At 63.4% G+C, this 22695-nt stretch carries 32 protein-coding genes, 1 tRNA gene and 1 pseudogene; 27 read left to right on the top strand and 7 right to left on the bottom strand.

All coding sequences use genetic code 11. The features are described 5' to 3' along the window. The first annotated feature begins 33 nt into the window (after positions 1–33). The 12 genes and pseudogenes from ACVMK0_RS03370 (at position 34) to ACVMK0_RS03315 (ending at position 5818) form a co-directional block, all read left to right on the top strand. On the top strand, positions 34–264 hold the full coding sequence (locus tag ACVMK0_RS03370) for a LapA family protein (RefSeq protein ID WP_111864150.1): 231 nt from the start codon (positions 34–36) through the stop codon (positions 262–264). A gap of 258 nt (positions 265–522) precedes the next feature. After that, positions 523–1266, top strand: a complete 744-nt coding sequence (locus ACVMK0_RS03365) for a zinc-ribbon domain-containing protein (RefSeq protein WP_476464303.1) — start codon at positions 523–525, stop codon at positions 1264–1266. A 325-nt stretch (positions 1267–1591) separates the two neighbouring features. Next, positions 1592–2302: a WYL domain-containing protein gene (locus ACVMK0_RS03360; RefSeq protein WP_476464302.1), complete on the top strand. Its 711-nt coding sequence runs from the start codon at positions 1592–1594 to the stop codon at positions 2300–2302. A gap of 89 nt (positions 2303–2391) precedes the next feature. After that, positions 2392–2631 carry a DUF4160 domain-containing protein gene (locus tag ACVMK0_RS03355; RefSeq protein ID WP_476464301.1) on the top strand — a complete coding sequence of 80 codons (240 nt, stop codon included), beginning with the start codon at positions 2392–2394 and terminating at the stop codon, positions 2629–2631. After that, entirely contained in the window at positions 2603–2860 is a 258-nt protein-coding gene (locus ACVMK0_RS03350) for a DUF2442 domain-containing protein (protein WP_476464300.1), read from the top strand. The genes ACVMK0_RS03355 and ACVMK0_RS03350 overlap by 29 nt, the downstream gene beginning before the upstream one ends. A 74-nt stretch (positions 2861–2934) precedes the next feature. Continuing rightward, the gene (locus ACVMK0_RS03345; protein ID WP_476464299.1) at positions 2935–3294 is read left to right on the top strand and encodes a hypothetical protein; all 360 of its coding nucleotides are present in this window, start codon (positions 2935–2937) and stop codon (positions 3292–3294) included. 119 nt (positions 3295–3413) lie between these two features. Then, positions 3414–3608: pseudogene (locus ACVMK0_RS03340) on the top strand (type II toxin-antitoxin system MqsR family toxin); the annotation flags it as partial. A 2-nt stretch (positions 3609–3610) separates the two neighbouring features. Next, a complete protein-coding gene (locus ACVMK0_RS03335) occupies positions 3611–4012 on the top strand; it encodes a type II toxin-antitoxin system MqsA family antitoxin (protein WP_045534955.1) in 402 nt (133 codons plus the stop codon). Positions 4013–4308: 296 nt separating this feature from the next. Continuing rightward, complete coding sequence (locus tag ACVMK0_RS03330; RefSeq protein WP_476464298.1) at positions 4309–4560, top strand: antitoxin; 252 nt, start codon at positions 4309–4311, stop codon at positions 4558–4560. 9 nt (positions 4561–4569) lie between these two features. Next, positions 4570–4974, top strand: coding sequence for a type II toxin-antitoxin system VapC family toxin (locus ACVMK0_RS03325; RefSeq protein WP_476464297.1), 405 nt, complete (start codon positions 4570–4572; stop codon positions 4972–4974). A 374-nt stretch (positions 4975–5348) separates the two neighbouring features. Then, complete coding sequence (locus ACVMK0_RS03320; RefSeq protein WP_476464296.1) at positions 5349–5630, top strand: antitoxin of toxin-antitoxin stability system; 282 nt, start codon at positions 5349–5351, stop codon at positions 5628–5630. Next, positions 5627–5818, top strand: coding sequence for a type II toxin-antitoxin system RelE/ParE family toxin (locus ACVMK0_RS03315; RefSeq protein WP_476464295.1), 192 nt, complete (start codon positions 5627–5629; stop codon positions 5816–5818). Before ACVMK0_RS03320 ends, ACVMK0_RS03315 begins: the two co-directional genes overlap by 4 nt. A gap of 203 nt (positions 5819–6021) precedes the next feature. Here ACVMK0_RS03315 and ACVMK0_RS03310 read toward each other — a convergent pair whose 3' ends face one another. Further along, complete coding sequence (locus ACVMK0_RS03310) at positions 6022–6315, bottom strand: hypothetical protein (protein WP_476464704.1); 294 nt, start codon at positions 6313–6315, stop codon at positions 6022–6024. A gap of 66 nt (positions 6316–6381) precedes the next feature. Here ACVMK0_RS03310 and ACVMK0_RS03305 point away from each other — a divergent pair, with 66 nt between their 5' ends. The 14 genes from ACVMK0_RS03305 (at position 6382) to ACVMK0_RS03240 (ending at position 15290) form a co-directional block, all read left to right on the top strand. Next, positions 6382–7686: a tyrosine-type recombinase/integrase gene (locus tag ACVMK0_RS03305; RefSeq protein WP_476464294.1), complete on the top strand. Its 1305-nt coding sequence runs from the start codon at positions 6382–6384 to the stop codon at positions 7684–7686. A gap of 56 nt (positions 7687–7742) precedes the next feature. Then, complete coding sequence (locus tag ACVMK0_RS03300) at positions 7743–7913, top strand: hypothetical protein (protein WP_476464293.1); 171 nt, start codon at positions 7743–7745, stop codon at positions 7911–7913. Positions 7914–7935: 22 nt separating this feature from the next. Beyond that, the gene (locus ACVMK0_RS03295; protein WP_476464292.1) at positions 7936–8139 is read left to right on the top strand and encodes a hypothetical protein; all 204 of its coding nucleotides are present in this window, start codon (positions 7936–7938) and stop codon (positions 8137–8139) included. Positions 8140–8392: 253 nt separating this feature from the next. Next, positions 8393–9046, top strand: coding sequence for a hypothetical protein (locus ACVMK0_RS03290; RefSeq protein ID WP_476464291.1), 654 nt, complete (start codon positions 8393–8395; stop codon positions 9044–9046). Positions 9047–9148: 102 nt separating this feature from the next. Next, entirely contained in the window at positions 9149–9358 is a 210-nt protein-coding gene (locus tag ACVMK0_RS03285) for a DNA-binding protein (RefSeq protein ID WP_476464290.1), read from the top strand. 33 nt (positions 9359–9391) lie between these two features. Next, positions 9392–9718, top strand: a complete 327-nt coding sequence (locus ACVMK0_RS03280) for a hypothetical protein (protein ID WP_476464289.1) — start codon at positions 9392–9394, stop codon at positions 9716–9718. Next, positions 9715–10074 carry a hypothetical protein gene (locus ACVMK0_RS03275; RefSeq protein WP_476464288.1) on the top strand — a complete coding sequence of 120 codons (360 nt, stop codon included), beginning with the start codon at positions 9715–9717 and terminating at the stop codon, positions 10072–10074. The genes ACVMK0_RS03280 and ACVMK0_RS03275 overlap by 4 nt, the downstream gene beginning before the upstream one ends. Beyond that, on the top strand, positions 10061–12028 hold the full coding sequence (locus ACVMK0_RS03270; RefSeq protein WP_476464287.1) for an AAA family ATPase: 1968 nt from the start codon (positions 10061–10063) through the stop codon (positions 12026–12028). The genes ACVMK0_RS03275 and ACVMK0_RS03270 overlap by 14 nt, the downstream gene beginning before the upstream one ends. Before the next feature lie 181 nt (positions 12029–12209). Beyond that, positions 12210–12578 carry a single-stranded DNA-binding protein gene (locus ACVMK0_RS03265; RefSeq protein WP_476464286.1) on the top strand — a complete coding sequence of 123 codons (369 nt, stop codon included), beginning with the start codon at positions 12210–12212 and terminating at the stop codon, positions 12576–12578. Then, entirely contained in the window at positions 12559–12927 is a 369-nt protein-coding gene (locus tag ACVMK0_RS03260; RefSeq protein WP_476464285.1) for an HGGxSTG domain-containing protein, read from the top strand. The genes ACVMK0_RS03265 and ACVMK0_RS03260 overlap by 20 nt, the downstream gene beginning before the upstream one ends. A 46-nt stretch (positions 12928–12973) precedes the next feature. After that, the gene (locus ACVMK0_RS03255) at positions 12974–13471 is read left to right on the top strand and encodes a hypothetical protein (protein WP_476464284.1); all 498 of its coding nucleotides are present in this window, start codon (positions 12974–12976) and stop codon (positions 13469–13471) included. Between the two features lie 138 nt (positions 13472–13609). Further along, a complete protein-coding gene (locus ACVMK0_RS03250) occupies positions 13610–14875 on the top strand; it encodes a hypothetical protein (protein WP_476464283.1) in 1266 nt (421 codons plus the stop codon). After that, positions 14875–15060 carry a hypothetical protein gene (locus ACVMK0_RS03245; protein ID WP_476464282.1) on the top strand — a complete coding sequence of 62 codons (186 nt, stop codon included), beginning with the start codon at positions 14875–14877 and terminating at the stop codon, positions 15058–15060. The genes ACVMK0_RS03250 and ACVMK0_RS03245 overlap by 1 nt, the downstream gene beginning before the upstream one ends. Positions 15061–15098: 38 nt before the next feature. Continuing rightward, the gene (locus ACVMK0_RS03240) at positions 15099–15290 is read left to right on the top strand and encodes a hypothetical protein (protein ID WP_476464281.1); all 192 of its coding nucleotides are present in this window, start codon (positions 15099–15101) and stop codon (positions 15288–15290) included. A 251-nt stretch (positions 15291–15541) separates the two neighbouring features. On the opposite strand, the gene ACVMK0_RS03235 is transcribed toward ACVMK0_RS03240, so the two are convergent. The 6 genes from ACVMK0_RS03235 to tolB form a co-directional block, all read right to left on the bottom strand. Next, positions 15542–15617 (bottom strand) — tRNA-Lys (locus ACVMK0_RS03235). Between the two features lie 107 nt (positions 15618–15724). Beyond that, a complete protein-coding gene (locus tag ACVMK0_RS03230) occupies positions 15725–16516 on the bottom strand; it encodes a tRNA threonylcarbamoyladenosine dehydratase (RefSeq protein ID WP_476464642.1) in 792 nt (263 codons plus the stop codon). Positions 16517–16550: 34 nt separating this feature from the next. Beyond that, complete coding sequence (locus tag ACVMK0_RS03225) at positions 16551–17660, bottom strand: YeeE/YedE family protein (protein ID WP_476464280.1); 1110 nt, start codon at positions 17658–17660, stop codon at positions 16551–16553. A gap of 9 nt (positions 17661–17669) precedes the next feature. After that, positions 17670–18506, bottom strand: a complete 837-nt coding sequence (gene ybgF / locus ACVMK0_RS03220) for a tol-pal system protein YbgF (RefSeq protein ID WP_476464279.1) — start codon at positions 18504–18506, stop codon at positions 17670–17672. A gap of 1 nt (position 18507) precedes the next feature. Continuing rightward, the gene (gene pal / locus ACVMK0_RS03215; RefSeq protein ID WP_476464278.1) at positions 18508–19143 is read right to left on the bottom strand and encodes a peptidoglycan-associated lipoprotein Pal; all 636 of its coding nucleotides are present in this window, start codon (positions 19141–19143) and stop codon (positions 18508–18510) included. A gap of 200 nt (positions 19144–19343) precedes the next feature. Next, on the bottom strand, positions 19344–20657 hold the full coding sequence (tolB, locus tag ACVMK0_RS03210; protein WP_432715229.1) for a Tol-Pal system beta propeller repeat protein TolB: 1314 nt from the start codon (positions 20655–20657) through the stop codon (positions 19344–19346). Positions 20658–20900: 243 nt separating this feature from the next. Here tolB and msbA point away from each other — a divergent pair, with 243 nt between their 5' ends. After that, positions 20901–22691, top strand: coding sequence for a lipid A export permease/ATP-binding protein MsbA (gene msbA, locus ACVMK0_RS03205; protein ID WP_476464277.1), 1791 nt, complete (start codon positions 20901–20903; stop codon positions 22689–22691). Positions 22692–22695 lie beyond the last annotated feature (4 nt).

Below are 22695 nucleotides of genomic sequence, written 5' to 3'. Positions count from 1 at the left end.
ATCCAACAGTACGTAATCTTCAAGGAGAGCTAAATGCGCTATCTGTATCTTGCAATCGTCATCCTCATGACACTCGTCGTCGTCACATTCATGGTCCAAAATAGCGGCAGTGCGACGGTTTCCCTCCTTTCTTCTTCAGCGACGTTGCCTTTATCGCTGTTGACCTTAGGCACCTACTTCTTAGGCATGCTGACAGGTGGCATGCTCATTGCTTTCATTCGATCATTGGTTCGCGGCGCAACCAAGCCGCAACCAAATCAGTAGATGCAGGCATAGCCTAACAATTCGTTCAAGCCGACGCCGCTTCGAGGCGCGGCTTAACTCAGGCGTTAGGCCTTGGCTGGGTGTCGGCGCTCCACCGCCTCGCGCTCCGGCGACGTTACCCCCAGTTCATAGCCTGCCGCTCTCCCATCCGGGCACCATCAGGCACTCTGCGCAGCTTGCATTTCGACAACTTTGAGGTCATAATTGCCGACGAATAGAAGTCCAAAACACGGGTGATGTTCTAAAACAGGAGGAGTTATGGCACTAACAAAGTGCGCAGAGTGCGGGCATCAGATCAGTTCCGAGGCCGTGACTTGCCCAAGCTGCGGCGCGAAGGTTAAACGAACGACGCTGTTCACAAAGATTGTTGGCGGGTTTTTCGCGATCTGGGTGCTTCTGGCGGTCATCGGTCAGTTTACCGCCGAAACGGAGAGGGTTGCACAGACGAACGAAGAAGCGGCTGCTCAACTGGCTGAACAGGCACGCCTTGCCGCTATGACGCCTGAGCAGAGGGAAGAGGCAGAACGGCAGCGCAAGCAACAGGAGTTGGCTCTGGTTGTTGCAGAGCAAAGGCGGCTTGGCCTCATGTGGAATTACCACGAGATCCAAGACCAGATGGGACGCGGGCAGATCAGACAAGCCCTCGTAAGTTCGCTGAACCAAGTTGATTTTTCCTTTCCATACCATGGAAGGCAAAGGGCCCAACTTCAACTTCGGACGCATCCGAGGCATGGTAGAGATGTGATCCTTTCAGTTGAACGCGGACAGTTTTTATGTGGCGTTAATGGATGCACGGTCAAGGTACGATTTGGAACTGGTAACCCGGTTACGTACCGGGCACTGGCACCTGCTGACCACAGCACGAACCACTTGTTCATCAGCAACTACGCACAGTTTTTGGCGAACACCAGACGGGTTGACAGGGTAAGCATTGAGGCGACGTTTTTCCAAGAAGGGAGCCGGATGTTTGAGTTCGATGTGTCTGGCTTGGAGTGGCCCTAAAACCTGATCATCGACGGCGTACTTGGCTTTCATCCACCGCAAAAGGCATAATCCCCGGCAACGCCGTAGTGCTCCAAGGCCACAGCACCCTTTCCCACAGCGCCTAACCGGCGGTTCAACTCGGAAGTGCCTTCGGCCCGCCGGTTAACCCTTACGTTACGCGCCACAGGGCACCACACTCCCTCTCTCGGGCGCACAAATGACACTCCTCTACCTTCTCCTTGGAGCCCTCGCGATCTGGGTCGCGTACAAGGTTCTTGCGAAGCCTCGCCAACTTCCGCCAAGTCCGCAGTCGGACCCACTCGAGATACCAATCAAGATTACGGTGAGCTATGACGACGGCGAATACAGTTGTCAACTTCGAGAGAGCATCGACAAGGATGAATGGGAGGGAAGCTTCTGGGAGGTTACTCAGCCCTTGCCAGCGAAGGCAAGGCTCAGGCTCAAGTACACAGATGGTGCTGGCCGGAAGACCGAGCGCACGGTCGATGTAAGGCAGTTTGGCTCAATGGGTCCGAATGCGTTGCTCATCGGGCATTGCAACATGCGAGAGGCCACCCGAACGTTCCGAAGTGATCGGATTGAATCCTGTATCGACGAGGAAACTGGCGAAGTAGTGACCGATGTTCGCGCATATCTTCAAGCGAAATATGACCAGTCACCTGATCGGACCAAAGATCTACTGCTTGAAGGAGAGTACGACACCCTTCGAGTACTGCTATATGTTGGCAAGGCAGATGGCCAGCTTCGCGCAGCGGAGAAGGCTGTTATTCGCAAGACCTGCATAGCAATCACGAACGATTCACGTCTCACCGACAGTACCATCGAGGAACTGCTCGTAAACATGGATGTTCCCACGCTTCAAGCGTTCAAACTTGCAGTCGGCCGCCTTGCCAATCGCGACACGGCGGCACAGGCAGCCGTAATGACAGCCGCCGTGGAGATGATCGCCACCCAGAAAGCCGTCCACCATGCCGAACAGGAAGCGTTGGACTACATGAAGAAGCGGTTTGCCCGTGGCGCGAGCGCCGCCTAACCGGCGGTTCAACTCGGACGTGCCTTCGGCACGCCGGTTAACCTCAACGTTAGGCCGCGCGAACACACCGCTCTGGTACAGTCACAGTCATGGTACCCACCATCGTCCGCGACGGCCAATTCCGACTGTTCTTTTTCTCCCGCGAGGAAACGCGGATTCACGTCCACGTCGCGCACCCGGAGGGCGAAGCGAAGTTCTGGCTCACGCCCTCGGTACACTTAGCCAAGAACGTAGGTCTGTCAGACGTCCAGCTTCGGCAGGCGCAAGCTGTGGTTCAATCTCACATACAGGAGATCCAAGATGCATGGAACCGTCACTTCGGGGGCTGAAGTCACCAACGTCTCCACGCACTGCTTCTGGCTGCTGCTCGGAGACGAAGAGCTTGCCGTTCCGTTCAGCGAGTTCCCGTGGTTCAAGAAAGCCACGATTGAGCAGCTCGCTGAAGTTCAGCGCCCCACCGAAGATCACTTGTACTGGCCGCAGCTTGACGTCGATCTATCCGTTGAGTCCATCCGCAGTCCAGAGCGTTTTCCTCTGGTCTCGCGCGGCGCAGCCTAACCGGCGGTTCAACTCGGACGTGCCTTCGGCACGCCGGTTAACCTTGACGTTAGCGCTCATCACAGGAGGTACTCATGTCTATTTCTACCGAAAAAGAGCTTGGCGATGCACTCAAAAACAATCAGGACAGCATTGAGATTGAGGGCGACCTATCAAAAAAAGTTATCAGAATTAAAGCAACCGGGACGGTTGCATGGGCCGTTGCAATTGGTGCAATCGGCATCGCGGTAGTTCTTACCGTTGGTTCAGGTGGCACTGCTGCGCCAGCCGCCGGGTTGGTTGGTTTTGGAGCCGTTTCTGTCCTAGGCGTTTCAGCAGCAACGTCCGCTGTGGCAATCGCAGTTGCAGCTGGCGGCGTAGGTGCGCTGAATTCCCTTCGAAAATATAAGATTATCAGCCAAAGCGATAACAAAGTAGTTCTCAGTCGAGGATAGCTATGCCTGTTCGCCCAAGTCCAATGACGTACAGATGCCCATCTTGTGGCTGGTCAAAAACTACTGCACCAAAAAGTGACGCCTTGCTTCCTGGTGAATTTTTCACCAAATGCCCAAGCATTGATGACCTAGACGGGATGTGCGCTGTAGTCTTGGCGCTCACTGGCGCCGACTTCTACAAGAGCATGACCACCCATGCCGATCATCGTGTTTGGCAAGACGTGTACCGAGGCAAGACGCCATGCGGCGATGAGGTGTATCTGAAGCTGACCGTCATCGATGGTGTGTTGATCGTTTCCTTCAAGGAGCTATGACCATGAAATGCCCCTGCTGCGGCGCGGCGGAACTGATCCATGACACGCGCGATATGTCCTACACCTACAAGGGCGAACACACCATCATCCCAGCGGTGACGGGCGATTTTTGCCCTGCTTGCGGTGAAGTGGTCTTGAACCGTGAGCATGGCGACCGCTACAGCGAAATGGTCGGCCTGTTTCAACGCCAGGTCAATGCCGCCTATGTCGATCCGAGCTACATCGCCAAGGTGCGAAAGAAGCTCGATCTTGACCAACGGCAGGCGGCTGAACTCTTTGGTGGTGGAGTCAACGCCTTTTCGCGCTACGAGAACGGCAAGACCAAGCCGCCGCTGTCCTTGGTCAAGCTGCTCAAACTGCTGGACCGCCACCCCGATCTGCTCTCAGAGGTCAGAGCCACCTGATTTTCGGCCAGAAATCGGGGTCTGATAACGGGGTCAGACCATCATGACACTCGGATAAGCTCAAAACATGGGAATCGTGGTCAAGCAGCGATTTACGTGGGACTGGGGCGCTGGGGGCAGTTGGCCGATTTTTGGCCGCGCAGCAAAACGTTATGGGGCCGGCTGCCCCCAGCGCCCCAGCCTCTACCCCCACGGCGGTTCACCGTGGCATGGCCAAGATTTTCTGGCACATGACACGGTTTCGGTTCTTGCTCTTGTGCTGTAATATGGCGTTGTTGTATGACAAAGGGCAAGTCATGACCATCGTCGCAAAAGTCTTCATGAGTGGCCGCAGCCAAGCCTTGCGTCTGCCTGCACGCCTGCGCCTGACGGCCAAAGAGGTGCGCATCGAGCAGGTCGGGGCCGATTGGTGGCTGCACCCACAAACGCCGCCGGAGCAGGATATGGGCCTTTGGCTGCAGGGGTTCTACGCCCACGCAGCCCCCTTGCCAGACCACTTTTTGGCCGACAGACTAGACCATCCGCCGCAAGATCGCGACTGGAGTTGATCGCGCGCCATGCGACGCACGCTGGACACCAACATTTGCAGCTACATCCTGCGGCGGCACCCTGCTGAAATGGTGGCGCGCTTTGCCGGGCTTGAGCGCAGCCAAGTGTGGTTGTCGGGCATTGTGGCGGCCGAACTGCGCTTTGGGGCGGCCAAGTTGGAGTCACCCAAATTCAAGGCAGCGGTGGAAGCGTGGCTGGCGGGTTTTGACGTGCGGCCTTGGCCCTTGGAGGCCACCCACCATTACGCCCACATTCGGGCCATGCTGGAGCGAGCCGGGCAGCCTATAGGTGGCATGGATTTGATGATTGCCGCGCATGCCTTGGCCGAGGATTCGGTGCTCGTCACCAACAACGCCAGAGAGTTTTTGCGCGTACCGGGCTTGGCGGTAGAGGAATGGGCGCTGGGCGCTTGAAAATCCGCATCAGAAAGTATTGGTCAAACGCACCATCAGCAAAGTAGGCGTGAACAGGTGAATGAAATCGGAATCAGACCGTCGTGGTACTCGGCCCTGGTTCAAGCTACCACGGCCTCTGCTGACTTCTCGCTCCGGAACAGCCGTCGCCGTTTCAGGCGTATGAGCGCTGCCGTGCCGGTGACCTGCCCCCAAGCCCCCGGCGCTTGCGCCGGCCCATGCCTAGGTGCGCAGATACGCTTGTGGGTTGAAGGGTTGAAGGGTTGAAGGGTTGAAGGTTGAAGGCTTGATGCCTGCGGCGGCGTCTGCATTTCAGCGAGCGCTAAGTACTGACAAGGTTTATACTGGGACAGTACCCTGATAAGGAGAGCGCCATGCCCAAAGAAGCCGTCTTTACGATGAAGCTGGAGCCGCAGCTGCGTGCCGACTTTATGGCCGAGGTGGCCGGCGAAGATCGGCCCGCGTCCCAAGTGGTGCGCGAGTTGATGCGCGGCTACATCGAACAGCGCCGCCAAGCCCGCGCCTACGATGACTACCTTCAGCGTAAGGTCGAGGCCGGCCGCACCTCGATGCGTGCCGGTCTTGGCCGCTCCAACGACGAAGTTCAAGCCGCATTCGCTACCAGACGCCACCAAGCAACGGCAGGCCAAGTGTGATTGTCGTCTGGACGCCAGAGGCAGAGCAAGACCGCGCCGACATTTGGGACTACATCGCGGACGACAACCCAAGCGCAGCCGTGCGCATGGATGCGCTTTTCAGCGCTGCGGCTGCTAGGGTTGGCCGCACATCCGAAGCTGGGCAAGGCGGGCAAGGTTGCAGGCACCCGCGAACTGGTAGCGCATGAAAGCTATAGGCTGGTGTACGAGATCGACGGCAGCACGGTTTGGGTACTGGCCTTGGTGCATACCGCCCGCCGGTGTGCCACCAGTGACGCACTAGCACGCGGGGCTGGGTGTCGGCGTTGCGCCTGCGCCATTTGGTACTGTTTGAACTGCTGGCACTCGCTGGCACCGGGGGCAGCGCCGGGTGCTGGTCAATTTAGGCCCGTTAGGCCGTCTGTGCGCCATGTATGCGGTGCGATTTTGTGCCGCTCTGCCGCTGCGTCTGCGGGGCGTGTCCTTGAGAGGCTTGGCTTAATCTTAAGGGCTTTAACTTGCCGTTTTCGTAACCATCTAATTTTCTTAGATATTTTGGTAGGTCGTGCAGGATTCGAACCTGCGACCAACGGATTAAAAGTCCGAAGTAAATACCATTTGCCAACATTGAAGCTCCTTGATAGAATCTGTGTAAATCAATGACATAAAGCCACTTTCGCGGGTGGCGCCATTGATGCAAATTCATCCAATTTTCGAAAATTTGCTTACATCCGCCGTTACATCCAACCGAATGTAAGCAGAAGGGGCACGCATGGCAAAGGTGGCATTCACGGCTGCACGGGTAGCGGGTTTCAAGTGCCCGGCAGACAAGGCGCAAGCATTCATGTGGGACTCAACCGCCCCCGGGCTGGGACTGCGCACCACACCGGCGGGCGCACCGGCCTACGTTTTCCAAGGCCGCTACCAAGACAAGACCATTCGCGTGACCATCGGGAGCCCCAGCGCCTGGAGCATTCCCGAGGCGCAGGCCAAAGCCCGCGAGCTGCAACGCCTGATTGACGAGGGCAAAGACCCGCGCACGGTAAAAGCCGAGCAACTGGCGCAGGCCGAGGCCAAGCGCGAAGCCGCGAAGCTGGAGACTGTGACCGTGGGCGAAGCATGGGCCGCCTACATGAAGGCCCGCCGTGCCCATTGGGGTAAGCGCCATTACCGCGACCATGAGCGCATGAGCCAGCCCGGAGGCGTGGAGAAGAAACGCGGAACCCGTGGCCGAGGCGTGACCATTGCCGGGCCGGCGTATCCGCTGCTGGCGCTGCGCCTGGTGGACCTGACACCCCAGGCGGTGGAAGCGTGGGCCGCGAAGCAAGCCAAGGACCGCCCGACCTATGGCCGCCTTGCCTGGCGCTGCCTCAAGGTGTTTTTGGGCTGGTGTGGTGAGCAACCCGAATACAAGCGTCTGGTGCAAGAGGATGCTGCCAAGACCCGCAAGACCCGCGAAGCCTTCGGCAAGCCTGCAACCAAGCAAGACGCTTTGCAGCGCGAGCAACTGCCCGCCTGGTTCGATGCTGTGCGAAAGATTGGCAATCCCGTGATGGCCGCCGCCCTGCAAACCATGCTGCTGACCGGGGCCCGCCCTGGTGAAGTGCTGGCGCTGCGCTGGGCAGACGTGAATACCCAATGGAAGGGGCTGACCATCCGCGACAAGGTGGAGGGCGAGCGCGTGATTCCGCTGACGCCCTGCGTGGCGCAGATGGTGGCCATGCTACCCAGGCGAAATGAGTGGGTTTTCTCCAGCAATCGCACCGAGGGTGCCGCCATCACTGACCCCAACCATGCGCATAACCGCGCCTGCAAGGTGGCGGGGCTCGATGGCCTGACCCTGCATGGCCTGCGCCGTTCGTTCGCCAGCTTGACCGAGTGGCTGGAGATTCCGTCCGGTGTGGTGGCGCAAATCATGGGGCACAAGCCGAGCGCGACCGCTGAGAAGCATTACAAGGTGCGCCCGCTCGACCTGCTGCGCCTTCACCATGAGCGCATCGAGGCGTGGATTCTGCAACAGGCGAAGGTGCCGTTCGTGGCCGATGCCGAACCCGGCAAGCTGCGCGTGGTGGCTTGAGTGAGATACCCGCGAGGCCCTGGCGCGGTATGACCAGGGCGCAACGAAGGAAGAACATGGACCGCATTTACATCGTGGTGAAGAACATGGAGACCGAGGGGAAGGCCCGGCAGACAGTGACCCTCTCCAGGCAGATGAAGGACAAGGGGACCGCCCTGCGTGTGCTGCGCCGAGTGCGCCGCATCCACCGCGATGCGTACTACATCCAAGCTGGTGCACTGGTTTGACGAACAACTGAAGGACGAAGACATGAAGACGATGAACACCCCGACCCGCGAAGAAGAAGGCGCCGCAATCTGGACCCCCGTGGTGGGCCTGAAGAATGGCGAGACAGTGGAGCTGCCCGGAGGCCTGACACACGCCGAAGCGAACAAGGCCGCCGACCGCGAATCCGACAGGCTGGACGCCCAAGGTAAGGCGGTGGAGTGGTCTGGTGCCCGCCGTGTTGCCTGACGACATTCACCTGACGCTGCGCGACATTCGTCGGCCAGAGATTTGGCTACCGCGCCCGCCCAAGACCTTTTGGGGCTACATCAAGTGGCACCTGATGCCGTGGACCCGCCCGCCGTTGACGCCTGAACAGCGTTGGGCACTGAAGCAACTCGACTGAACCTGTTTCGCCCCAGCTAGGCCCGCGAACCGAAAAGCGGAGTCCCTTCCTCCGCCTGCTGGGGCACCCCATGAAGGATGCACTGGAGGGAGTGCGATGCGTGATGAACTGACCTGCTGGGACTACGTGCCCGAATTCACCGGGCAACAAGCTGCCCTCGCAATCGTGGGCGAGCCCGAGACCGACGACCCTGCAACGCTGCGCAAGGCCATGCCCGTGCTGGACCTGATGCGCCGCGCCTACGAGGGCACCCGCCGCTGGCTTGCCGATGCGCCAGAGGCTGGCGACACCGCACCGAGGGGGCTGCTTATGAGCGTGGAAATGCGCGGAAAAGCAGACTGCACCAGTGCAGAGCTGGCCGCTGCTGGCGCTAGTGATGTGCGATTCCTGACCTGGCTGCGCACCCCGATGGCCGACTTCGACCGGCAGACTTTCGCGCGCGATGTGCTGGCGCGCTGGGTGCAGGAGGTTGGCGCTTCGAGCCTGTACCCATTCACCGGGCCGCTGGCGCAGTCCACCGCACCCAAGCCACTGCAGAGACAGGCCGCGCAAGAGCTGGCGATTCTGGAGGCCATACGGCAAGCAGGACACGACCCGCTGCGCTTGCCGAAGAACGAGCCCGGCAAAGCTGGCATCAAGGCCCAGGTGAGCGATGCGCTGAAGCGCGACCCGATATTCACCGGGCCGACCGTGTTCAACAAGGCATGGGAGCGCATGCGCAGCAACGGCGACATCGCAGACGCTGCCTGAGCTGGCTGGTATCCCCCGAGGTGGGGGACGGTGGACACTTGCGGGGGAGGATATTTACCCGAAAACCATTCACGGCATCAACAACTTCCGCGAGGAAATGCGATGCCGAGCAAGCAAGTTCAACTTACCCCATTGGCGCAAGAGACCCGCGCCACAATCCCGACCGCTGAAGCCGCTGCGCACCTGAACCGCGCGCAGCAAACGCTGTGGCTCTGGGCCTGCAAAGAGAACGGCCCGATTCGACCGGTGCGCGTGATGGGCCGCCTGGCCTGGCCCGTGGCCGACATCAAGCGGGTGCTGGGGGTAGCGTGAATGGCGCGCGCTGCAACACCTGGCGCCAAGTCCGTGAGCTTCACCGAAGCCCTGCAGCTTCGTCCGCTGGACGATCTGAGCGGCAAGTTCACCGGCACCGACAACCCGCGAGAGCTGCGAGCCCTGGAGGTCCTGATGCGTGGACCCGTGAGCCGCGAGGACCTGGACAAGCGAGCCGGCTGCACCAACAGCCCGGAGCTGATTCGACGCCTGCGCGCCCGTGGCCTGGAGCTGCCATGCGAGCGCATCGACTTCATCGACCGCGATGGGAACACCTGTCACCCCGGCGTGTACCGCCTGACAGACAGCGACCGCCTGAAGCTGCGCCGCTGGCAAGAGCAAGAGGGCTCCCCAGAATGAGAAAAGCCCCCGCACCGACCAAGACATCAGGGGCTGAGGGCGAGCAACTTTCGTTTCTGCCCCCGCCGCCATTCTGCCCGGCCTGGCCGCGCCCAGGGACAAATGCTGAGGCCGCGCTGGACCTGCTGATGCAGGGGCGCATGCTGGACCACCTGGATTTCATCGAGGCACGCGGATGCTGGCGCCTGGCTGCGCACATCGCCGTGCTGAAGGACATGGGTTGGCCCATCGAGCGCATCGACGTGGCGAGCCCGACCGACGATGACGCCGGCCGAGTGATTGCGCTGTACCACTTGCCCGCCAAGTACGTAGCGCTGGCGCGAGAGCTGAAGGGAGGCGCCCATGCACAGCACTGACATGGCGCGTGAAGCCCTGTTCGCCATTCCGCCCAACCTGCCCCGCGAAGAGTGGGTGAAGGCAACGATGGGCGCGCATGCGGCCGGCCTGGACTTCGAAACCTTCAACGACTGGAGCGCCCAGGCGGAAAACTATGACCACACCGCCGCGCGCGATGTGTGGAAGTCCATCAAGCCGGGCAAGGGCGTGGGCGCCGGGACACTGTTCCACATGGCCCGCGCGCATGGCTGGGGCAAGGGCGGCCACACGGAAGCGAAGCCGCTGCGACCTGCGCCAGCGAAGCGACCCGCGAAGCCTGTGCGCGAGGGCATGACCGCTGCCGAGCTGTGGGAGCGCTTCGAGCCTGCGACCGCTGCGCATCCGTACATCGTGGCCAAGGCCGCCGCGGGCGTGCCCCTGGATGGCCTGCGCGTGGTGCCCGATGCCGACCCGTTGCAGGTGGCCGGTGAACGCATGGCCGGCGCGCTGGTGGTGCCCGTACTGCGCGACGATGGCACTCCCTCCAGCCTGCAACTCATCGCGCCGCCCGAGACTGCCGAGCGACTGAAGGCCAAGGGCAAGCCCGGCAAGTTGAACCTGGCCGGCGCCAGCCTCGAAGGCTGGTTCACCGTGGGCGAGCTGCTGCCCGGTGGCTCTGTGCACCTGTGCGAAGGCATCGGCCAAGCGTGGGCCTGCTGGAAGGCAACCGGATGCGCTGCCGTGGTGTGCTTTGGCTGGGGGCGAGTGCGAACCGTGGCCAAGGCACTGCGCCAGCGTGACCCGACCGCGCGCATGGTGCTGGTGCCGGATGTCGGCAAGGAGGAAGACGCCGAGGCGATCGCCCGCGCTGCCGGCCTGCTGGTGGCCACGATGCCCGAGGGCTGGCCGCGCAATGCGGACGTGAACGATCTGATGCAGGCCGAGGGCGCCGACATGGTGGCCGACCTGCTGGAGCACGCGAAGCCGCCGAAGGCCGCGCCGCTGCCCTTGGGGGTGGTGTTTGCGGATGAGCTGCCCCGTGAGTACGAAGCGCCCGACGAGCTGGTGCAAGGCGTCCTGACTGCTGGCGCCGGGTCCATGCTCTACGGGGACAGCAACAGCGGCAAAACCTTCTTCACCATCGACCTGGCCTGTGCCGTCGCGCGCGGTGTGCCGTGGATGGGACGCCGCACCGAGCAGGGCCTGGTGGTGTACGTGGCCGCCGAGTCGCCGGCATCCGTGCGCAGCCGCCTGCAGGCGTACCAGATGCACCACCGCTGCACGGTGCCGAACTTTGCCATCGTGCAGGCGCCGCTGGACCTGTTTTCCGGGGACACCGACACCGAAGCGCTGATTGCCCTGGTGCGCATCGTGGAGCGCCAGCGGGGGCAGAAGGTCCGGCTGATTGTGGGCGACACCCTGGCCCGCCTGAGCGCCGGAGCGAACGAGAACAGCGGCGAAGACATGGGCCTGGTGGTCAAGCGCTTCGACCGCATCCGCGCCGAGTGTGGTGCGCACTTCCTGCTGATTCACCACAGCGGCAAGGCCGCCGCCAATGGTGCGCGAGGCTGGAGCGGCATCCGCGCAGCGATGGACACGGAAATCGAGGTGACAGACGCACTCACCGGGCGCTGTGCCGAAGTGACCAAGCAGCGCGACCTGTCGACCAAGGGCGAGCGCATCGGCTTCAACCTGGAGCGGGTGCAAATCGGCGTGACCAAGTGGGGCGAACCCGCCACCACCTGCGTGGTGACACCGACCGACGCGCCAGCGAAGGAAGCCAAGGGCAAGCGCATGGGCCAAGTGGAAGGCGCCGTGCTGGAGTACCTGCGCGCCCAGCCGGCCGGCGTGAGCAAGTCCCAGGTGGTCAAGCACTTCGATGGCCAGTACGTGCGGACATCCGTTTACCGAGCCATCGGCGCGCTGTCCGACGCTGGTATGGCCCACGTGGCCGAGCACTCCAACATGGTGTGCATTGCGGAGGCTGCACGGTGAATGCCCGTTTGTCTCGCATGTCTCGCGTGTCTCCCGAGACATTCGAGAGACAAGAGAATTTGTCTCGTTTGTCTCTCTCTCTCTTTAGGAGAGAGACAGAGAGACACGACACACGGGAGACAGCCGACACACCTGCGAAAACCAACCGAGAGAGGCGCCAGCCGCCAGAAAGAGAACACCTGTGATTGATGGACTGATTGCCGGCAAGCTGTACGGCGCCCCCGCTGAAAAGACCGCCAAGACCGGCAAGCCCTTCGCCACTGCAAAGGTGCGCGCTGCTGCTGGTGACGGTGAATCCCTGTTCGTGAACGTGATTGCCTTCGATGCTGGCGCGTGCTCTGCGCTGCTGGCGCTGGGTGATGGCGATTCCGTGGCGCTGTCTGGTGCACTGACCCCGAAGGTGTGGACCGACCGCGAGGGCAACACAAAGCCGGCCCTGGACATGGTGGCGCATGCCGTCCTGACCGCCTACCACGTGACCCGCAAGCGCAAGGCAGTGACCGAGCGCCCGCAATGCGTTGGGGTGAACGATGACCCGCTCGACTTCTGAAGCGGACCCCATGAAGCGGGAAGGTTTGGACAAGGGTTCAGGAATCGACCAGGACGCCTTGCGCAAGCTCTGGCGCCAATACTGCCGAGCCTGCGCCGAAGTCAGCGCAGCGTGGAGAGCATCGGGTTACCGACACCCGGCGCCGGAATCGCCGCCATTCCCTGACGTGCTTCGAGGCCTGCAGTGCGGAGCGAAGACCCGGGCGGGTACGCCCTGCAAGCAGACCGGCATCTATGAGAACGGCCGCTGCAAGCTCCATGGCGGACTGTCCACCGGGCCGACCACGCCAGAGGGCAAGGCCAAGGCTGCGAGCAACGGCAACGCACCGAAGCGCAAGCGGACCCCATGAGAGGGTGAGAAATGCTGTGTTTCATCCGCTGATTGCAGTCGCACCCATGACAATCGCAGCCGTGAAAGGAGGCTGCAACATGGGTTGTTTCGCAAATACCGCAAAGCGTGGGCGAGTGCTGGACCTGGACGACTTTCCCCCCGGAACACTGGCCCGCACGCCCAGCGGGCGCATCGGCATCGTCATCAAGCACCAGGGCGCAGAGAGCAAGCGGGACCACTTCCAGCGGGTGGTACTGCGATTCAACGCCGACCCGCGCGATTCGGTGATGTTGCAGCCTCACATGCTGGAGCGCATCACCCCCTGCACCAGAGGCCGGGCACTGACGCCCGAGGCCCGTGCTTTCTGGGAGTCACCCGAAGGCGAGGCACTGATGCACAAGCTGCGCACCCGGCAACAGTTCACCGAAGCCGAGCGCGAGACCCTGGAGCGCGTGCTGCGTGGTGAGCCCTACCGACCGCCTGTTACGAAAGTTTCGGAACGGGTTTCCAAAGTTTCCAAACGATTTTCAGGCACTGGCGTGACGCTGGCACTGACCGCCTGAAATGTAGGGTTAGGGGCGACGAAAGTCCCCCGGCATGGCAAGGCAACCCAACAATTAGGGTGGCACTTTTGAAGGAGAGACACGCCATGCACACCGACCAAGTATTCACCGGCCCCTGTGGCACCAAAGGGGCCTGACATGCCATTGACCAGACTCGAACGAGGCGCGGCCGACACATGGGCCGATGCAGGACGATCCATTGCAGGCGGGCTGTCCGCACTCATGCAGGGCGAAGCCGTCAAACAGCGTGCGCAGCTTGAACAAGAGGACACGCTGGCCGGCATCTACGCCAAGAACATGCAGGGCAACCAGTACGGTGCGAACGCCGAGAGACTGCGACGTGACGCCGAGCTGGCCGCCCACCGGCTGGGCTTGCAGCAAAACCCATTGCCCACGGCCATGCTGGAGCTGGGCCTTCCGACCGCGAAGGCGGCCGACTTCCAGACTCGATTGGAGACCGGGCAATGGGGAGGCCAGTACGCCCCGCCTGGTGATGGCGTGGGCCCCACCATGCCGCCGCCTGCTGACGATGACACGGTTGCACGGCTGGGGCGCAACCTGGCGCTGCTGCAACGCATGTACAGCACTGACAGCAACGTGGACCAGGCTGCTGCCGCTTCGTTGAAGGGCCAGCAGGAGCGATTCATTGACCAGGTGGCCAGCAATCCGGCAATAGCGCCAGCCGTTGGCCAAGCCTATGCCGCCACCGCAGGCCGGCCAATGTTCGGCGCCGTGGGCAACACTGGCGCGAGCGTCAACCAGTTCACCGGGCAGCAAACCATTGCAAGCCCTGAGCTGATGGACCTGTTCACCCGCGTGCAGCGTTCCATCTGGAACGAGAACAACGCCCAGGCGGGCAGCGCCGGTGCATCGGCCGCCAACTCACGGGCACGCGCCGAGCTGACGGCCGCGAAACTCAAGCACTTCATGGAGACTGGCCGCATGCCTGGCACGGGTGAGGGCAATAGTGGCGGGCTGAACATCGGGCAAATCCGTGACGACATTCGAGCGGACTTCAATGCGATCTACCCGATTGATGCCACCCGTGCCCGCCCGAAGGACACGCCAAGTTTCCAAGACTTCACCCGGCAGTGGCTGCGCCAGCACAACATTCCCGAAGCGGAGTTCTTCGGTACGGCACGCACGGCTGCGGCACCGGGGAGCTATCCAACGGGAGCGCCTGCCGAGGTGGATGACGCCGGGCTTGATGCTGCACTCACCAAGGCGGTGAATGCCATCAAGAGGGGTGCGCCCGCCGCCAGTGCGCGGCAACGCTTCGAGAGCAACGGCATCACCGAGGCGCGACTGCTGGCCCATGCCCGTGCAGCCATCGCGCGGGGTGAGGACCCAGCCATCGTGAAGGAGCGACTGCGAACGCTGGGCATCAGCACCAGGGGACTGTGATGGAAAGCGGGGAGCCGAAGCCGGCCGATTATCCGTTCGTGACCAACTTCGCCGCGCAACTGGACGCCATGCAACAGGAGTGGGTGAGGTTCATCGGCCTGAAGCATGTGCCACCCGTGGCGCTACTGGCGGACCCGGTGGAAGGCGTCAAGGTGTTCGCCTGGCCTTCGCCCTGGCTGCACTGAGCGCAGTACGATGGTGCGACTGAAAGGACCGCACCACCGTGAACGAGCAAGCCCGCCGCATCTGGAAAACACCCGAGGGCGTGGCTTTGCTGCGCAAGATGCTGGACGGTGGGCCGCTGGATGGGCAGGACCGGCAGACGCTGGCCGAGCTGAAGCGAGCCGACCCGCCGAAGAACCAAACCCAAACCCAAACCCAACCGCAGCCGCCCAGCAAGGAGGCCAAGCCGTGAAAGTCGTTCCCTTGCCGATTCGTGGCCCGGATGGAAAGGCGCTACCACCGGGGGTGATTTATGACCCACCGAAGCCGTACAGGGTCAAGCCTGGCGAGGTGATATCACTGCCTACAAAACCCGATGCACCAGCACAGCCGAAAGAACGTGACGCCGGATGAATCACAGAAATCCGCTTACATCCGCCGTTACATCGGCCAGACCCTAGAAAGCAAAAAGCCCGGATGACCGGGCTAAGTGCTTGATTTTATTGGTGGGTCGTGCAGGATTCGAACCTGCGACCAACGGATTAAAAGTCCGCTGCTCTACCAACTGAGCTAACGACCCACTCTGCTTGACGGCGCCGATATTCGACATCGCCAAGCCTCGCATTATATCCTGTTTTTCGACGCTTTGCGGACGCTTTTCGGCCTGATTGTTGTCGCGGGATGCGTTTATCGGGGTAGGGGCTGAGTGCTTCTGGCGCCCTTCGCCCCAGCCGACCGCACCTCAACCGCCAAGCGCTCCAGCACCCATGAGGCCGCCACCATGCCAAAGCCTGCGGTTACTGCCACGCTGGAGCCGTAACCGTGGCAGTTGAGGCTGCCATCGACGGCGCTCTCTGTGCTGCAGGACGGGTCGGGCGGGGCCACGGGTTCCCGGCTGAACACGCAGGCCAGCCCCATGGACCCTTTGGCAGCGGCCGCGTGTGTGCGGCGCAGCTGGGAGCGCAGACGGGCCAGCAGCGGGTCGTGGGTGACGGCGGACAGATCGGCCACTTCGATGCGCTGCGCCTGCCGTTTGCCACCGGCGGCGCCGCAGGTGATGAAGTGCAGCGGGGTTTGCAAGGCCCACGCCGCCAGCGTTTCCTTGGCGCTGCGTTGGTCGCAGGCGTCGATCAGGGCTTGCGGCTGGCCGTTGCGGGCGGCGGTCTGCTGCAGCAGCGCGCCCCAGTTGGCGGGCGTGACAAAATCGTCGAGCGCATGCACCTGCGCGGCCGGGTTGATCTGGGCGATGCGCTGCTGCATGGCCTCCACTTTGGACTGTCCCAAGGTGCTGCTCAAGGCGTGCAGCTGGCGGTTTACGTTGGATTCGGCCACGTGATCGAGGTCAATGAGTGTGAGGCGCCCAACGCCGCTGCGCGCCAGCGCCTCGGCCGCCCACGAGCCCACGCCGCCAATGCCCACCACCACCACGTGAGAATCAAAAACGCGCTGCGCCCCAGCGGCCCCGTAGAGGCGGCGCATGGCACCAAAACGGCGCTCGAAGCCCTCGAAAGGCTCAGCCACGCTCAAGCAGCCACATTTGGAAGCGCAACGCGCCCACCGCCCCCAAGCCGATGCCCGCCACAGCGATCAGGCTGCCCAAGCTCAGGGTTGAGAGGCCCGAGAGGCCCTGCCCGATGGTGCAGCCCATGGCCGTGACGCCGCCCACACCCATGCACACGGCGCCGACCAGGTGCAAGGCGGTGTCTTGGGAGCCGCGAAAGCCTTCCCAATGAAAGCCGCGGCTTAGCAGCGCATAAGCCAGCGAGCCCAGCACCACGCCCACCACCGTCACCACCCCGAGGGTAAGCACCTGGGAGGCATCGCTATAAAAAATCAGCCACTCGAGCGCGTAGGCCATGGGCGCGGTGAAGGTGAGAGACTCCATGAGGCCGGTGTCGGTGGTGAGAAACACCGCTTCCAGCGTCTCGGGGTGCTCGGGGACGAAGGCCAACACGCCCGTCACCCACCACAGCGCCACCACCGTGGCTCCGATGCCGATTCCGGCCAACGGATTGTCAAGCGAGGAACGAAAATCGCGGCTGGACAGCGCCCACGCGATCAAAGCCACCCCAACCAGCCCCGCCAGCCCCAGCGCCGCACCCGGCGCGCCCCACAGCCCGGCCAGCCAAAGGGGCAAGGCGCTGCTGGTATCCAGATGCAGCACCACTTGATCGATGGTTTGGTTGCGCAGCACCGCCGTGACGCCGCTCAAAGTGGCGTAGGCCGCTAGGCCCATGACGAAGAAAACCACCAGCGACTTGAGGTTGCCGGCGCCGATGCGCACCAGCGTTTTGCTGCCGCAGCCCGATGCCAGCACCATGCCAAAGCCAAACAAGGCCCCACCCACCAAGGCCGATAGCCACAACACCCGGCTGCCGCTGTAGATGGTTTGCGTGGGGTCGATCCAGCCCAGCGCCGCCATGCCGTAAAAGCCGAGCATGGCGACGCCGGCCGCCATGCCCCACATGCGCAGGCGCGTCCAGTCGCCCATGTTGACGACGTCGCTGATGGCGCCCATGGTGCAAAAATGGGTGCGCTGGGCCACCACGCCAAACACGAACGCGACCGCAAAAGCGGCCCACAGCACAAGGCTGGCTTGCGCTTGGATATCAGACATTTCCATGGCGAGTGATTAGCGCAGGCGCGTGATCCGCTCACGCGCCACGGCGGCGGCTTCGGTGTTGGGGTGCGCTTGGATGAGCTCTTGCAAGGCAGCGCGGGCGGCGCGGTTGTCGCGCTGGGCGATGTGCGCATTGGCGATGCCGAGCAAGGCATCGGGCACCCGCGGGTGGCGCGGGGAAGCGGCGATCATGCGCCTGAAGGTTTCGACAGCTGCGGCGTGCTGGCGCGCCGCATACTGCGCGTTGCCCTGCCAGTACAGGGCCGGCACCACGTAGCCGCTGCGCGGAAACTGCGCGACCACCTCGCCAAACAGGCGCGCTGCGCGCTCGAAGTCGGAGGCGCGCAACACCACCATGGCGGCATCGAAAGCCTGAACCTCTTCGGGCCGGGTCTGAAACTCCACCCCCTCGACCGTGACGGTGATCGGCTCCAACGGGCGCAGGCGCTGGTCGAGCTGGGCCTGCCAGTCGCGCTGCAGATCGCGCTGCTGGCGCTGTAATTCGGCTACCAAGTGCGCCAGACGTTCGTTGTGGCCCCGCAGTTCGGCCAATTCGCGGCGCAGGGCGTCGTTTTGCGCCCCGATTTCAACCAGGTTGCGGCGCAGACCCAGCAGTTCTTCGTCGAGGCGTTGGGTGAGTTCGGTTTGTTGCTGCTGCAGGGCTTGGTTGGCTTGCTCGGCCGTCAGCCGGTTGGCCTCTACGCGCTCGCGCAGCTCGATGATCGCGCGCCGGGCTTGGTCGTCGCCGCCAAACAGCTGCGCTTGCGCCGGCAAGGCCGCAGCCAGCAGCGCCAACAGCAGCCCATAGGCTGCCAAGCGGGGGGCGGTAAAAGCAAAACGCGCTGTCATTTCAGCGGTACACCAGTTCGACGCGGCGGTTCTGGCTGTGCGCGGCTTCGTCGGTGCCAGCGCTGGCCGGTTTTTCTTCGCCAAAACTGACCGCCTCCATCTGCGCGTCTTGGACACCCATCAGGGCGAGCGAGCGGCGCACCGCTTCGGCGCGCTTTTGGCCCAGCGCGAGGTTGTATTCGCGGCCGCCGCGCTCGTCGGTGTGGCCCTCGAGCGCCACGCGGCGCTGGCGGTCGGCCGCCAGAAAGCGCGCGTGCCCTTCGAGCAAGGGAACGAATTCGGCGCGCACGGTGTATTGGTCGAAATCAAAAAACACCAAGCGCGCCAAGTGTGCCGGCTGCTGCCCAATGGCGGTGGTGCCAGCCTGCGCCGGGGCCACGGCGCGCTGATCCACCGCTGCCGCTTCAGCCGGCGCGGCCGGTGCAACCCCGATTTGCTGCACCGGCACGGCGGTGCGGTCTTGCACCGGCACGTCTTCGGCCAAATTGACGTTGGAACCGCAGGCGGCCAAAAGCAGGGCCGCACACAGCACGGCGGCGGCTTGGAGCGGGCGCGTGAGCGGCCGGGGGCGCAAGCTGGCGCGCTTGCCACCGGTGTCAAAAAGATTGCCGAAATGGGTACCAAAGAGTGATTGCATGATGGTCATGAACATGAAAATGAATGGATCCGAAGCCTTCAGAGGCTGAGAGGCAATTGGGCGTGACCGAAAGGGCGCACCAAAGCGCCGCCGGCAAGGCGCAAAGCACAGCCGTAGCCCGAGCTACGGCGCGCATTTGCAACGCCGCAGGCGGTGTTTTGGAGCGTCAAGGCGGGCATGACTGATTGCCTTTCAGCCTCTTAGCGCTGAAACGGCCCCCAATCGGGCTCGCGGATGCCGCCCGGCGCGCTGGCCAGCCGGGTTTTGATGCGGCCATCGAGCGAGGTGGTCATCAACACTTCACGGCCTTGCGCTTGGGTGGCGTACATGATCAGGCGGCTGTTGGGTGCAAAACTGGGGCTTTCGTCGGCGCTGGTGTCGGTCAAGGGGGTGATGCGGCCATTGGCCAGTTCCATCACGCAGACCCGAAACGCGCCCCCGATGCGCGAGATGTAAGCCAACCAACGGCCGTCGGGGCTGACGGCCGGCGAGATGTTGTAGTTGCCTTCAAACGTGACGCGGGCCACGTCGGCACCCGCCGGCGTCATGCGGTAGATCTGCGGCGAGCCACCGCGGTCGCTCACAAAATACACCGTGCGCCCATCGGGGGTGAAGGCCGGTTCGGTTTCGATGCCGCTGGTTTGGGTGATGCGCTGCGGCTGCCCGCCACCGGCGGCGTCGATGGCAAAAATCTGCGACGAGCCACCAAAGGTGAGCGTGGCCAGCAGCCGCCGGCCATCGGGTGACCACGCCGGGGCGCTGTTGGAGCCGCGAAAGCCGGCCAGCAAGCGGCGGCGCCCAGTGGCCACTTCGTGGGTGTAAATGACCGGCCGACGCGCCTCGAACGACACGTAAGCCAGCTGTTGCCCATTGGGCGACCAAGCCGGCGAGATGATCGGCTCGGCGCTGGCCAGAGCGGTTTGGGCGTTTTCGCCGTCGGCATCGGCCACCCACAGGTTGTGGCGCTCGCCGTGGCGCGAGATGTAGGCGATGCGGGTGGCAAAAACACCCGGGTCGCCGGTCAGGCGCTCATAGACATAATCCGACAGGCGGTGCGCCGCCAGCCGCAGGTCGCTGGCGGGCACGGGGAAGCTCAAGCCCCCGAGGTCTTGCGCCCGCACCACGTCCCAGAGCCTGAAGCGCACATCGAAGCGCCCATCGGCCAAGCGGTTCACGCTGCCGGTGATGAGCGCATCGACACCAGCGGCGCGCCAAGGGGCTAGGTCGGGCCGGGCGGTTTCGTCGAGGATGGCGCTGCCCCCGGGGAGGGCACGCAGCTGGCCGCTGCGCTCGAGGTTGGCGCGCACGATCGCCGGCACATCTTGCGGCAGCCCGGTGGCCAGCCGAAACGGGGCGATGGCAAAGGGGATCTGCTGCAAGCCGACCCCGGTGACCTCGACCCGAAACTGCGCCTGCGCCGGCCCCCACGCGCCCAAGGCCAAGCCCGAGCCGCCCAGCGCCGCCAAGGCGTGAAAACGGCGCCGGGTGAGGCCAGATAGCGGAGGAACGGGCATTTGCAAGGGTGTCTGGTGCATGAATCGAGAAGCAAAAACAGTGGAAAGCGGCCGGGCTTGGCTGGCAAGCTGCCAGCGCCCCAGCCACCGGCGCATCAGACCGATAATAGCGGAAGTGCTGCGCTTCGTACCTGCTGGGTGAGGCCGTAAGCCCCTAAAGTTCCCCTGCTCGCCCCGCAGCCGGCGCGCCGCAGGCCACACCACGGCAGCGCTTGCTGCCCGCAGTTTTTACACGCTCCGATCTTGCACGACCGCCCTGCCCCTGCCCACGAGGCCGCCCACACCGCCCCGACCGATGCCCGCTCCCTAGGCCAACGCCTGCTGCGGGTCTGGCCCTATTTTCGTTTGCACAAGGGTGCGCTGGGGCTGGCTTTTCTGGGCGCGCTCATCGCCGCGCTCACCGAGCCCGCGATCCCGGCGCTGCTGCAAATCCTGCTCGACGAAGGCTTTGTGGCCGGCAGCTTTCCGCTCTGGTTGGTGCCGGTGGCGCTGATGGGGCTGTTTGCCGTGCGCGGCTTGGCCACCTTTGCCGCCAAGTACGCGCTCAGCTACGTGGCGGCTGGGGCCATGGTGCAGTTGCGCCGCGCCATGTTCGAGCGCCTCAACGACGCCGAACTGACGCTGTTTGGCGAGCAAAGCGCCAGTAAGCTCTCCAACACCCTGGTCTATGAGGTGCAGACCGGGGCCCACATGCTGGTCAACAGCGTGCTGACGCTGGTGCGCGATGTGCTCACCGTGATCGCGCTGCTGGCCTATCTGCTGTTTTTGAACTGGCAGCTGACCCTGATCGTGCTGGCGCTGTTTCCGCCGCTGGCTTGGGTGATGCGGGTGCTCTCCAAGCGCCTGTACCGCCTGACGCGCAGCAGCCAACTGGCCACCGACGAGCTGGCCTATGTGGTGGAAGAAAACGCGCTGGCGCACCGCGTGGTGCGGCTGCACGGGGCCCAGGCGCAGCAGACGCAGCGCTTTGACCGACTCAACCTGGTGCTGCGCCGGCTGGCGCTCAAGGCCACCGTGGCCGGGGCCGCCGTGGCCCCGCTGACGCAGATGCTGGCCGCCGCCGCGCTGTCCACGGTGATCATGATTGCGCTCTGGCAAAGTGCGACCAGCGGCGTGACGGTGGGCAGCTTCGTCGGCTTTGTCACCGCCATGCTCATGCTCATCAGCCCGATCCGCCAACTGGCCGACCTCGTGACCCCGATCACGCGCGGGCTGGCAGCACTCGAGCGCGCGCTGGAGCTGATCGAGCACACCCCGGTGCAGCATGGCGGCACGCACCGCACCGACCGCGCCGTCGGGCGCTTGAGCCTGGAGCAGGTCTGGGTGCAGTACGGCAGCAAAGACGACGCGGCACTGCGCGGCATCAACCTCGAGGTGGCGGCTGGCGAGGTGGTGGCGCTGGTGGGCCCCTCGGGCTCGGGCAAAACCACCTTGGCCAACTTGCTGCCGCGTTTTGTCGAGGTCAGCGCCGGCACGCTGCGGCTCGATGCCGTGGCCCTGCCCGACTGGGATCTGGCCAGCCTGCGGCGCCAGTACGCCATGGTCAGCCAAGACGTGGTGATGTTCAACGACACCCTGGCGGCCAACGTGGCCCTAGGCGCCGAGTTCGACGAGGAACGGGTGCGCCAGGCGCTGGAATCGGCCAACTTGGGCGAGCTGCTGCAGACCCTGCCGCAGGGCATGCACACCGCGGTGGGGCACAACGCCACCGAGCTCTCGGGCGGCCAGCGCCAGCGGCTGGCGATTGCGCGCGCGATCTACAAAGACGCACCGATCCTGATCTTGGACGAAGCCACTTCGGCGCTGGACAACGAATCCGAGCGCCTGGTGCAAGAGGCGCTGCAGCGGCTGATGCGCGGGCGCACGACGCTGGTGATCGCGCACCGGCTCTCGACCATCGAACACGCCGACCGCGTGCTGGTGTTGGCGCAAGGCCAGATCGTCGAGCAGGGCCGCCACGAGGCGCTGCTGGCCGCCAACGGCGTGTATGCGCGGCTCCACGCGCTCAGCTTGGGGGGCAAATGGTCGGAATGAAATG

This window comes from Serpentinimonas sp. SSL01, assembly GCF_056323735.1.
Note: the sequence above shows the minus strand (reverse complement) of the source record. Positions and strands in the feature narration are given on the sequence as shown.